8 protein-coding genes are annotated in these 12,225 nt (G+C 70.1%); 5 read left to right on the plus strand and 3 right to left on the minus strand.

The genetic code is table 11. The features are described 5' to 3' along the window. The first annotated feature begins 736 nt into the window (after window positions 1–736). Window positions 737–2,647: an IucA/IucC family protein gene (locus ACIQOU_RS34335; protein ID WP_401543876.1), complete on the plus strand. Its 1,911-nt coding sequence runs from the start codon at window positions 737–739 to the stop codon at window positions 2,645–2,647. Window positions 2,648–3,293: 646 nt separating this feature from the next. Here ACIQOU_RS34335 and ACIQOU_RS34340 read toward each other — a convergent pair. Continuing rightward, the gene (locus ACIQOU_RS34340) at window positions 3,294–3,557 is read right to left on the minus strand and encodes a hypothetical protein (protein WP_401543885.1); all 264 of its coding nucleotides are present in this window, start codon (window positions 3,555–3,557) and stop codon (window positions 3,294–3,296) included. Here ACIQOU_RS34340 and ACIQOU_RS34345 point away from each other — a divergent pair. Both ACIQOU_RS34345 and ACIQOU_RS34350 read left to right on the plus strand, forming a co-directional pair. After that, window positions 3,517–4,191, plus strand: coding sequence for a GNAT family N-acetyltransferase (locus ACIQOU_RS34345; protein ID WP_401543879.1), 675 nt, complete (start codon window positions 3,517–3,519; stop codon window positions 4,189–4,191). The genes ACIQOU_RS34340 and ACIQOU_RS34345 overlap by 41 nt on opposite strands. A 232-nt stretch (window positions 4,192–4,423) precedes the next feature. Continuing rightward, window positions 4,424–6,418 (plus strand): ATP-dependent DNA helicase, encoded by a 1,995-nt coding sequence (locus tag ACIQOU_RS34350; RefSeq protein WP_401543718.1) that lies wholly within the window; start codon window positions 4,424–4,426, stop codon window positions 6,416–6,418. A 172-nt stretch (window positions 6,419–6,590) separates the two neighbouring features. Here ACIQOU_RS34350 and lexA read toward each other — a convergent pair whose 3' ends face one another. Continuing rightward, a complete protein-coding gene (gene lexA, locus ACIQOU_RS34355; protein ID WP_401543721.1) occupies window positions 6,591–7,364 on the minus strand; it encodes a transcriptional repressor LexA in 774 nt (257 codons plus the stop codon). 589 nt (window positions 7,365–7,953) lie between these two features. Here lexA and nrdR point away from each other — a divergent pair. Beyond that, window positions 7,954–8,514 carry a transcriptional regulator NrdR gene (gene nrdR / locus ACIQOU_RS34360; protein ID WP_401543724.1) on the plus strand — a complete coding sequence of 187 codons (561 nt, stop codon included), beginning with the start codon at window positions 7,954–7,956 and terminating at the stop codon, window positions 8,512–8,514. A gap of 193 nt (window positions 8,515–8,707) precedes the next feature. Then, window positions 8,708–11,596, plus strand: coding sequence for a vitamin B12-dependent ribonucleotide reductase (locus ACIQOU_RS34365; protein WP_401543727.1), 2,889 nt, complete (start codon window positions 8,708–8,710; stop codon window positions 11,594–11,596). Between the two features lie 81 nt (window positions 11,597–11,677). Here ACIQOU_RS34365 and ACIQOU_RS34370 read toward each other — a convergent pair whose 3' ends face one another. Further along, window positions 11,678–12,211 (minus strand): TerD family protein, encoded by a 534-nt coding sequence (locus ACIQOU_RS34370; protein WP_401543730.1) that lies wholly within the window; start codon window positions 12,209–12,211, stop codon window positions 11,678–11,680. Between the last annotated feature and the right edge of the window lie 14 nt (window positions 12,212–12,225).

Here is a 12,225-nt window from a genome sequence, read left to right on the forward strand (position 1 = left end):
GGGAGGGGCAAGGGGCAGGGGGCGCAGGGTCAACGGGCGGCGGGTCAGGAGGCCGGAAGAGCAAGGGAGTTGAGGGCGCCGGTCTCGGCCTCGGGGAGATTACGGCGGGCCGGGGGATAGGCACGGCGGACACGGGAGGCCGGGGCAGGGCCGGGTGAGGCGTAGACACCGGCTGGTCAAAGCCTCGGCAAGGTTCGCCGCGACCCGTAACCCCGCGCGCGGTCCGGGGTTGCTAGCTGGGGGGCCGCTGTCCGTGTGCGGCCCCTGTCGTGGAGGTGGAGCGGAACACGGGCGTCCGGGGCGGGAGACGCCTGGGCGCACGTGAGGCGTCGGCTCACCCAGGGACGTCGGGAGGATCAGCAACGGTGGCCGAGTCCGCCGACCCCACACCAACCCCCTGCCTCGCACGAGCACCCCGCTGCCCACCAAACCGCCGTCCCCACGCCCACGCCCGTTTCCCGTTGCCCACCACCCCCGCCTGCTCCACATCGACCCCGGGCCCCAACCCCGACCCCCCCGTCCCGCACCCACCTCCCGCCTCACACTCGTCCCCCCACTTCACGAGGAACACCCCTTGAACACCGCCCCCAGCGCCCCGGCTACCCCCACCGCCCCGGCCACCTCCACTACTCCGACCGTCCCCAACGCCCCGGCCACCTCCACTACTCCGACCGTCCCCACCGCCCCGGTCGCCGTCACCTCCCGCGTCCACGCCTCCGCATCCCCCGTCAGCCGGGTGCCCGAGCAGCAGCGGAGGACCCTCCCCACCGAAGAACTCCCCTCCCTCGCAGACCTGTTGGACCACGCCGATCCCCGTGCCGTGGCGGAGGCGGCCGCCGTCGAGAACCTGCTGCGCTGCTGGGTACGCGAGACCGACCTGCCGGCACCCGAAGGCAGCACGCTCCGCATCGAACTGCCCGCCAGCGGTACGGCTCTGCTGGTCCCCGTCCTTTACTGGTCCCTGACGGGCTGGCATCGCTTCGGCCTGCCCCGCGTGGCAGGCGCCCCCGCCCAGTCACCCCCGGTCGACGCCGTCGCGCTCGCCGCCCTGCTCGCCCGAGAGACCACGGCGGACCAGGCCGCGCCCGACACGAGCACCGATATCAGCACCGGAGCGGACACCACACCCACCTCCACCTCGGATCTGGTCACCCGGGTCGCCGATTCCCTCCATCGCACCGCCTCCTTCGTCGCCGACCGGCGCGCACGCCCCGCCGATGTCCCCGACCGCTTCCTCTCCGCCGAACAGGCTCTCCTCCTCGGACACCCGCTCCACCCGACCCCGAAGAGCCGCGAAGGCCTCCCGGACGCCGAAGCGGCCCTGTACTCACCCGAGTTGCGTGGCTCCTTTCCCCTGCACTGGCTGGCCGTGGCCCCGTCCGTACTCGCCTCGGACTCCGCCTGGACCGAACGGGGCCGTCCCATCCCGGCCTCCCACCTCACCGCACGCCTCGCGGCAGACGGCCCCCGCCCCGAACGCCCGCTTCCCCTGCCCGACGGCCACGCGGCCCTGCCCCTGCACCCCTGGCAACTCCGCGAGGTCCGTCAACGCCCCGCAGTCGCCGCCCTGTTCGACGCGGGCCTCCTCCACGACCTCGGCACACATGGCGCCCCCTGGCACCCCACCTCCTCCGTACGTACCGTTCACCGAACCGGCGCCCTCGCCATGCTCAAGCTGTCCCTGGCCCTGCGCATCACCAACTCCCGCCGGGAGAACCTGCGCAAGGAACTCCACCGGGGCGTCGAAGTCCACCGCCTGCTGCGCAGCGGCCTGGCCGAGCAGTGGCGCGCCGCGCACCCGAACTTCGACATCGTCCGCGACCCGGCCTGGCTCGCCGTCGACACCCCGGACGGTTCCCCGGTGCCCGGACTCGACGTGGTGATCCGGCACAACCCCTTCGCCCCCTCCGACGACGTCTCCTGCGTCGCAGGCCTGATCGCACCCCGGCCCCAGCCGCAACCGCAGGCCGACGCAGGGTGCTCGACCGGCTCACGGGACCGAGGCAAGGAGCCGGACACCGACGCCGCGCGCTCCCGGCTCGCCGGCATCGTCGCCCGCCTCGCCGCCCGGACCGGTCGGCCCCGGGGAGCCGTCGCGGCCGAGTGGTTCCTGCGTTACCTCGAACACGTCGTCCGCCCCGTGCTGTGGCTGGACTCCGAGGCCGGTGTCGCGCTGGAGGCCCATCAGCAGAACACCCTGGTCCTGCTCGACGCCGACGGCTGGCCCAGGGGAGGGCGGTACCGCGACAACCAGGGGTACTACTTCCGCGAGTCCCGTCGAGCCGAACTCGACGCCCGGCTACCCGGCATCGGCGTGGCCAGCGACACCTTCGTGCCGGACGCGGTGACCGACGAGCGGTTCGCCTACTACCTCGCGATCAACAACGTCCTCGGCCTCATCGGTGCCTTCGGCTCCCAGCGCCTCGCCGACGAACGGCTGTTGCTCGCCGCCTTCCGCCGCTTCCTCGCCGACGTCGCCTCCGGCCCCGCCCGGCTGAGCACCACGCTCCCCGGCCAGTTGCTCGACTCACCCGTCCTGCGCTGCAAGGCCAACCTGCTGACTCGGCTGCACGGCCTGGACGAACTCGTCGGCCCGGTCGAGACCCAGTCCGTCTACGTCACCATCGCCAACCCCCTCCACCTCTGACGCCTACCTGACAACACTTCCCGTTCCGGACAACGCCCTCGGGCAAGCCCCTGGCCTCCGACCGTCACCGGCAACCCCCTTCACCTCCGAGGCGCATCCCCTTCAGCCCGCCTCCCGAGAGGAGCGCAGCCATGCCTCCCATCGATGCCGACACAGCCGTCGACTCCGAACCCGACCCGAACAACGAGGACACCCTCGACCTCCACCTCCCCGACGAACTCCTAACCCTCCGCGAGACCGAAGCCGAGGCCGGGCTTGGACCAGGACCCGGCCCCGGAGCCGAGGCCGAAGCTGAACCCGGACCAGGACCCGGACCTGAACCCGGACCTGAACCAGGACCAGGACCCGGACCAGGACCCGGACCAGGACCCGGACCTGAACCCGGACCCGGACCCGGACCTGGGCCTGGCCCCGGACCCGAGGTCGAGGTCGAAGCCGAGGTCGGACCCGGAGGCGGGCTTGGACCTGGATCTGGACCCGAAGCCGAGGCCGAACCCGGACTCGGACCTCGCCCCGGAACTGAAGCCAAGGCCGAAGCCGGAGCCGGAGCCAAGGCCGGAACCGGAGCCCAAGCCCAGGCCCAAGCTCAGGCCGAAGCCGGAGCCGGAGCCAAGGCCGGAACCGGAGCCCAAGCCCAGGCCCAAGCTCAGGCCGAAGCCGGACCCGTACCCGGCGTCGTACCAAACGCCAACCCGAGCGCCAAAGCCGTCACCCGCACCGGCACCACATCCGGCGCCTTCACCCCCGTCCCCACCACGTCGGGCACCCCGGCCCTCGCCCCGTCCAGCACCGTCACTCCCGTCCCCCCTGCACCGGCCACCCGCACCCCCATCAAATCCAGCACCCTCACCCCCATCCCCACTACATCGATCACCCCCACCCCAACCCCCACCACGTCCGACACCTTCACCCCCGCTACTCCCGTCGGCACCCGCACCCGCACCAGCACTCGCACCCCCACCAGCGCCGACAGCGACCTCCTTGATGGCCTCGCCGACTGGGGCCCCGTGGCCACCCCCGTCGGTGCCTTCCACCTCGTCCCGGTGAGCGTCGAGCGCGACCTCTCCCTGATCAGCCGTTGGATGAATGACCCGGCCGTCGCGGAGTACTGGGAGTTGGCCGGTGCCGAGCACGTCACCGAGGACCATGTCCGGGCCCAACTCGCCGGAGACGGACGCAGCGTCCCCTGTATCGGCGTGCTGGACGGCGCACCGATGAGCTACTGGGAGATCTACCGGGCGGACCTCGACCCGCTGGCCCGGCACTATCCCGCTCGTCCTCATGACACTGGAATCCACCTCCTCATCGGCGGTGCCGCTGACCGTGGCCGTGGGCTCGGCGGCACGCTGCTGCGCGCTGTCGCGGACCTCGTGCTCGACAACCGGCCCGCGTGCGCACGCGTCGTCGCGGAACCGGACCTCCGTAACACCCCCTCTGTCTCGGCTTTTCTGAGCGCCGGCTTCCGGTTCTCGGCGGAGGTCGACCTGCCCGCCAAGCGAGCCGCCCTGATGATCCGGGACCGCTCCCTGCGCCAGCTGCTGTGACGGCGTGTGATTGGACCGTCGCAATGAGTCAAACGGCTGGGGTTCGCGACGGGTTCCCGGTTCGCGAAATCAATTTCCGGCTCCGAGCGGGCGGCCCCGGCCCGCCCCGAGCCGGTGCCGCCCGAAACCGATCCGTCCCGGTCGTCGGCCGGAAAACACACGGCTCCACCCCCACCCCGGGCCCGGGCTTCGGCACCCGGTTGTCAGTGCCGGGCCGTAGGGTGGTCGCGCTATGACGAAGCCCTCACTCCCCGAACTCCTGCATGCTGCCGTCTCCGCCGTGGGCGGCACGGAGCGCCCCGGCCAGGTGACCATGGCCGAATCCGTCGCGGAGGCGATCGACGACGGTTCCCATCTACTGGTCCAGGCCGGCACCGGCACCGGAAAGTCGCTGGGCTACCTCGTGCCCGCGCTCGCTCACGGGGAACGGGTCGTGGTGGCGACGGCCACCCTCGCCCTGCAACGCCAGCTCGTCGAGCGCGATCTGCCCCGCACGGTCGACGCTCTGCACCCCCTGCTGCGTCGCCGCCCGGAGTTCGCGATGCTCAAGGGCAGGTCGAACTACCTGTGCCTGCACCGCCTGCACGAGGGCATGCCGCAGGACGAGGAGGAGGCCCTGTTCGACCAGTTCGAAGCGGCGGCCCCCACCAGCAAGCTGGGCCAGGACCTGCTGCGACTGCGCGACTGGTCGGACGAGACGGAGACGGGCGACCGCGACGGCCTGACACCCGGCGTCTCCGACCGCGCGTGGGCGCAGGTATCGGTCTCCTCCCGGGAGTGCCTGGGCGCGACCAAGTGCGCCTACGGCGCCGAGTGCTTCGCGGAGATGGCCCGGGAGCGGGCCAAGCTCGCCTCGGTCGTCGTCACCAATCACGCGCTGCTCGCGATCGACGCCATCGAGGGCGCCCCGGTCCTCCCGCCGCACGAGGTCCTGATCGTCGACGAGGCGCACGAACTGGTCTCCCGGGTCACCGGAGTGGCCACCGGCGAGCTGACCGCGGGCCAGGTCAACCGAGCCGTGCGCCGCGCCGCGAAGCTGGTGAACGAAAAGGCCGCCGACCAGCTCCAGACCGCCGCCGAGGGCTTCGAGCGGCTGATGGAACTGGCCCTGCCGGGCCGCCTTGAGCAGGTGCCGGAGGACCTCGGCTACGCCCTCATGGCCCTGCGCGACGCCTGCCGCACGGTGATCTCGGCGATCGGCGCGACCCGCGACAAATCCGTGCAGGACGAGGACGCGGTCCGCAAACAGGCGCTCGCCTCCGTGGAGAGCGTCCACGACGTGGCGGAGCGAGTGGCGAACGGCTCGGAGTGGGACGTCGTCTGGTACGAGCGCCACGACCGGTTCGGCGCCTCGCTGCGGGTCGCGCCCATGTCCGTGTCGGGACTGCTGCGGGAGAAGCTCTTCACGGACCGCTCCGTGGTGCTGGCCTCCGCGACCCTGAAGCTAGGCGGCGACTTCAACGGCGTCGGTGCCTCCCTGGGACTCGCCCCCGAAGGCACCGAAGGCGACGACGTCCCTCAGTGGAAGGGCATCGACGTCGGCTCGCCCTTCGACTACCCCAAGCAGGGCATCCTGTACGTCGCCAAACATCTGGCCCGCCCCGCGCGGGACGGCGACCGCGCGGACATGCTCGACGAGCTGACGGAGCTGATCCAGGCGGCCGGTGGCCGTACGCTCGGCCTCTTCTCGTCGATGCGTGCCGCCCAACTCGCCGCAGAGGAACTGCGCTCACGGATTCCGGAGTTCCCGATCCTGCTCCAGGGCGAGGAGACCCTCGGCGAGTTGATCAAGAACTTCTCCGCCGACCCGCGTACCTGTCTCTTCGGCACCCTCTCGCTCTGGCAGGGCGTCGATGTCCCGGGGTCCAGCTGCCAGTTGGTCGTCATGGACAAGATCCCGTTCCCGAGGCCGGACGATCCACTGATGAGCGCCCGCCAGAAGGCGGTCGAGGACGCCGGGGGCAACGGCTTCATGGCGGTCGCCGCCACCCACGCCGCTCTGCTCATGGCCCAGGGCGCCGGCCGCCTGGTCAGGGCGTCGGGCGACCGAGGCGTGGTCGCGGTGCTCGATCAGCGGCTGGCGACGGCCCGGTACGGCAGCTATCTGAAGGCGTCCCTGCCGGACTTCTGGTCCACCACGGACCGCAATCAGGTCCGCAGGTCGCTGGCGGCGATCGACGCGACGGCGAAGCAGGCGGAGGCCGCGGCCGAGGCGGAGACCGAGTGAACCGGGGTGTGGCTACCGCTGTGTCGCGGCAGCCACACCCCGGTTCACGGAAGCGGCCGCGACGGAGTCCGGACGGCCCGGGGCCTAGGCAGCACAGGGCCCCGGAACCGGCGCAGAGGTTCCGGGGCCCGGTCAGGGAGCGAGGCGTACTGGGGCCCGCCCGCTGTGGCCGTCAGACGCGGCGCAGAACGGCCACGACCTTGCCGAGAATGGTCGCATCGTCGCCGGGAATCGGCTCGTACGCCGCGTTGTGCGGGAGGAGCCAGACATGACCGTCCTCGCGCTTGAAACGCTTCACCGTGGCCTCGCCGTCGAGCATCGCGGCCACGATGTCGCCGTTCTCGGCCACCGGCTGGCGCCGGACCGTGACCCAGTCGCCGTCGCAGATCGCGGCCTCGATCATCGAGTCCCCGACGACCTTCAGGACGAACAGCTCCCCGTCACCCACCAGTTGGCGCGGGAGCGGGAAGACGTCCTCGACGGACTCCTCGGCGAGGATCGGCCCACCGGCGGCGATCCGGCCGACCAGCGGGACGTACGACGCGGCGGGCTTGCCCGCGGTGTCGGTGGGCTGCGCCGAGGTGGCCTGGTCCGAACCGCGCACCTCGTACGCGCGCGGGCGGTGCGGGTCGCGCCGCAGAAAGCCCTTGCGCTCCAGGGCCATCAGCTGGTGTGCGACGGAGGAGGTGCTGGAGAGACCGACGGCCTGGCCGATCTCCCGCATCGACGGTGGGTAGCCGCGCCGCTGCACCGAGTCCCTGATGACCTCGATCACTCGTCGCTGCCGGTCGGTGAGTCCGGAGCTGTCCGCCCTGATGCCAGGAGGTCGGCCTGGTAGGGAGCGCTTATGCCCCTCGGGATTCATGTCGTTCATCGCCTGCACCGGCTCGACTCGGCCCTGGGAGCGGTCCTGGGCGGTGATGGCGCTGTCTGCGGTCGTGGTCACGTCGGCCCCTCTCGATGGTCTCCCTGCTGGACAACGGTAGTTGCTTTCGAAAGGTTGCGCCAAACACACGTTCGAGTGAAAAACCGTGGATGACCTGACGTGATCAGGCATCTGGGTGTATGGCTGACGCGCGGCCCGACGGTCGAACAAGCCTTGTTCTTCGGGCTCTTCGCCGCCCGGCCGACCGCCCCGCGGGTTGTCGCCTCAGTCTGCCACCCGGCATTCCGACAGCCGAGATCCGGGTCTCATCTGTGCCGGAGCCGCACGGCCCCTCCTTGCGGCGCCCACCGTATCTCCGCATGCCTCACAGGCTCTTGGACGTTCGCGCCGGTGTCCGGCGTGTCCCGCCCCTCCCCGGAGTGCCCGCACGGCACACGTCGACAGGCGTGCGGTGTGCGACACGCACGCGTACGGCGTGTTTGTGTGAGCAGATCCCCACATCTAGTGGTTGGATTGCGGACGCAGCCCAGAAGTTGTGGTCCCCCGGGTCTCCGAAGCTCCGGCGATCGCCTATGCTTGGGGCTGCTTCGCGGAGGCAGGAACATTCCGGCGAGGCCCATGAGTCTGCTGTGAGGAGGGTTGGGAGTTCATGCACTGCCCCTTCTGTAGGCATCCCGACAGTCGCGTCGTCGACAGCCGTACGACCGACGACGGAACGTCGATCCGCAGGCGCCGTCAGTGCCCGGACTGCTCGCGTCGGTTCACCACCGTCGAGACGTGTTCGCTGATGGTGGTGAAGCGTTCCGGAGTCACCGAGCCGTTCAGTCGTACCAAGGTCATCAATGGCGTGCGCAAGGCGTGCCAGGGACGGCCTGTCACCGAGGACGCCCTCGCCCAACTCGGCCAGCGGGTCGAGGAAGCGGTGCGGGCCACCGGCAGTGCCGAGCTGACCACCCATGACGTGGGACTGGCCATACTCGGTCCGTTGCAGGAGCTCGACCTCGTCGCGTACATGCGATTCGCCTCCGTCTACCGGGCGTTCAACTCGCTGGAGGACTTCGAGTCCGCGATCGTGGAGCTCCGGGAAGAGACGCGACGCGCCGCCGCGGGCGACGAGGGCCGCGCGGTCGCGGTCGCGGGGAACAAGAAAGACGACGGTGGGCCGGCCGGGAACCTCAAGGTCCCCGAGCCCACCCGCATCGCCGACTGAGCGATCGATCACTGATCGATCGCTCGCTCGACGGGCCAGAAACAGGGCGGATGCCCCGCTTCTGGCCGAACAGAGGCGATCCAGGACGTGCCGTGGGCGGCATCGAGCTGCCCCGGCGACATCAGACAGCACATCGTGTCCCACGGGAACATCGGGGCACTTCCGGGCGTTTCAGCCCGTAGAGGGAGGCGGCATGACAGAGACGGCGAGCGGTCCGGCACGAGGTTCCCGAGCCAAGGGCACCAAGGCCACCAAGGGGCTGCGTATCGAGCGCATCCACACCACCCCCGGCGTCCACCCGTACGACGAGGTCGTATGGGACCGCCGGGACGTCGTCATGACCAACTGGCGCGACGGCTCGGTCAACTTCGAGCAGCGTGGCGTCGAGTTCCCCGACTTCTGGTCGGTGAACGCGGTCAACATCGTCACCAGCAAGTACTTCCGGGGCGCCGTCGGCACCCCGCAGCGCGAGGTCAGCCTCAAGCAGCTGATCGACCGCATCGTGAAGACGTACCGGAAGGCCGGCGAGGACCACAAGTACTTCGCCTCGCCCGCCGACGCCGAGATCTTCGAGCACGAGCTGGCCCACGCCCTCCTGCACCAGGTCTTCAGCTTCAACAGCCCCGTCTGGTTCAACGTCGGCACCCCGCAGCCCCAGCAGGTCTCCGCCTGCTTCATCCTGTCCGTCGACGACTCCATGGAGTCGATCCTCGACTGGTACAAGGAAGAGGGCATGATCTTCAAGGGCGGCTCGGGCGCCGGCCTGAACCTCTCCCGCATCCGCTCCTCCAAGGAGCTGCTCTCCTCCGGCGGCAACGCCTCCGGCCCGGTCTCCTTCATGCGCGGCGCCGACGCCTCCGCGGGAACGATCAAGTCGGGCGGCGCCACCCGCCGCGCGGCCAAGATGGTCATCCTCGACGTCGACCACCCCGACATCGAGGGCTTCATCGAGACCAAGGTCAAGGAAGAGGAGAAGATCCGCGCCCTGCGTGACGCGGGCTTCGACATGGACCTGGGCGGCGACGACATCACGTCCGTCCAGTACCAGAACGCCAACAACTCGGTCCGCGTGAACGACACGTTCATGAAGGCCGTCGAGCAGGGCGGCAAGTTCGGTCTGACGTCCCGGATGACCGGCGAGGTCATCGAGGAGGTCGACGCCAAGAGCCTGTTCCGCAAGATGGCTGAGGCCGCCTGGGCCTGCGCCGACCCGGGCATCCAGTACGACGACACCATCAACCGCTGGCACACCTGCCCGGAGTCCGGCCGGATCAACGGCTCGAACCCGTGCAGCGAGTACATGCACCTGGACAACACGTCCTGCAACCTCGCCTCGCTGAACCTGATGAAGTTCCTCCAGGACGACGGCAAGGGCAACCAGTCGTTCGAGGTCGAGCGCTTCGCCAAGGTCGTCGAGCTGGTCATCACCGCGATGGACATCTCCATCTGCTTCGCCGACTTCCCGACCCAGAAGATCGGCGAGAACACGCGCGCGTTCCGCCAGCTCGGCATCGGCTACGCCAACCTCGGCGCCCTTCTGATGGCGACCGGCCACGCATACGACTCGGACGGCGGCCGCGCGCTCGCCGGCGCCATCACCTCGCTGATGACCAGCCGTTCGTACAAGCGCTCCGCCGAACTCGCCGCCGTTGTCGGCCCGTACGACGGTTACGTCCGCAATGCGCAGCCTCACCTGCGGGTCATGAAGCAGCACGCCGACGCCAACACCGTGGCCGTGCGCACGGACGACCTGGACACGCCGATCTGGGCCGCCGCCACGGAGGCCTGGCAGGACGTCCTGGAGCTCGGCGAGAAGAACGGCTTCCGCAACGCCCAGGCGTCCGTCATCGCCCCGACCGGCACCATCGGTCTCGCGATGTCCTGCGACACCACCGGACTTGAGCCCGACCTCGCCCTGGTCAAGTTCAAGAAGCTGGTCGGCGGCGGTTCGATGCAGATCGTCAACGGCACCGTCCCGCAGGCCCTGCGCCGCCTGGGCTACCAGGAGGAGCAGATCGAGGCGATCGTCGCCCACATCGCCGACAACGGCAATGTGATCGACGCCCCGGGCCTCAAGCCCAGCCACTACGAGGTGTTCGACTGCGCCATGGGCGAGCGCTCCATCTCCGCGATGGGCCACGTCCGCATGATGGCCGCCATCCAGCCCTGGATCTCCGGCGCGCTGTCCAAGACGGTCAACCTGCCGGAGACGGCGACCGTCGAGGACGTCGAAGAGGTCTACTTCGAGGCGTGGAAGATGGGCGTCAAGGCGCTCGCGATCTACCGCGACAACTGCAAGGTCGGCCAGCCCCTCTCCGCGAAGACCAAGGAGAAGGAGAAGACCGAGGTCACCGAGAAGACCGAGGCGGCCATCCGCGAGACGGTCGAGAAGGTCATCGAGTACCGTCCGGTCCGCAAGCGCCTCCCCAAGGGCCGCCCCGGCATCACCACGTCCTTCACGGTCGGCGGCGCCGAGGGCTACATGACCGCCAACTCCTACCCGGACGACGGTCTCGGCGAGGTCTTCCTGAAGATGTCCAAGCAGGGCTCCACCCTCGCGGGCATGATGGACGCCTTCTCCATCGCCGTCTCCGTGGGCCTTCAGTACGGCGTCCCGCTGGAGACGTACGTCTCGAAGTTCACCAACATGCGCTTCGAGCCGGCCGGCATGACGGACGACCCGGACGTGCGGATGGCGCAGTCGATCGTCGACTACATCTTCCGCCGCCTGGCGCTGGACTTCCTGCCCTTCGAGACCCGCTCCGCGCTCGGCATCCACTCCGCCGAGGAGCGCGAGCGCCACTTGGAGACGGGCTCCTACGAGCCCAACGACGACGAGGTCGACGTCGAGGGACTGGCGCAGTCGGCACCGCGGGCGACCGACCTGAAGGCCGTCACCGCCCCGGCGACCGAGGGCGCCAAGCCCGTCCCGCAGCAGGCCCACACCAGCGCCGAGCTGGTGGAGATGCAGCTGGGCATCCAGGCCGACGCCCCGCTCTGCTTCTCCTGCGGCACCAAGATGCAGCGGGCCGGCTCCTGCTACATCTGCGAGGGCTGCGGCTCGACCAGCGGTTGCAGCTGACGGACAGCCCGTAGGCGGCACTAAAAGGAGGGGCACCGACCAGGCGTCGGTGCCCCTCCTCGCCGTTCACGGCCCGCTGCGTCAGGAGCGGCGGGCGTGCCCCATGATCCGGGGGAAGTCGGCGGGGTCGTCCTCGAAGCCCTGCACGCCGGAGCGGAAGACCCAGTTGCCGGATTCGTCGCGCACGAACTCCGCGACGGTGGCCGCCGTTGCCCCGGGTGCCTGGCCGAAGTCGTCCTCCGCCAGCACGTCGTAGCCCTCGCGGATGCGCAGCGCGGGGTTGGTCACGCCGACGAACGTGCGGTGCGCCGGACGCTGCTGGATGACGACGCCGACCACCACGCGCGCGTAACGCTCGCTGAGCCGGTCGAGTTCCAGCGTCATGACCTCGTCCCAGCCGAAGCCCTTGCCGTCCTTGCTGTCACGGTTGAGGTCGATGGTCCCGTCGGGGGAGCGGCTGTCGAAGTGGACCAGGTAGGCGGGGTCGCCCTGTGGATCGTCAGCCGGGTAGGTGGCGGCGACGAGGTCGAGATCGGTGGGCGGCTCTCCCGCCGGACTGGGGTCCCACTTCACCGCGACCTCGACCTTGCTGATGCCCTTGTTGAGGCCGTTCACCAGACTTCCCCTTC

The organism is Streptomyces sp. NPDC091279 (assembly GCF_044757465.1).
Taxonomy (GTDB): domain Bacteria; phylum Actinomycetota; class Actinomycetes; order Streptomycetales; family Streptomycetaceae; genus Streptomyces.

Bases quoted from the DNA above. Each gene is read 5' to 3' on its own strand.
- ACIQOU_RS34350 (WP_401543718.1), top strand. From the start codon at position 4,424: ATGACGAAGCCCTCACTCCCCGAACTCCTGCATGCTGCCGTCTCCGCC.
- nrdR (WP_401543724.1), top strand. From the start codon at position 7,954: ATGCACTGCCCCTTCTGTAGGCATCCCGACAGTCGCGTCGTCGACAGC.
- ACIQOU_RS34365 (WP_401543727.1), top strand. From the start codon at position 8,708: ATGACAGAGACGGCGAGCGGTCCGGCACGAGGTTCCCGAGCCAAGGGC.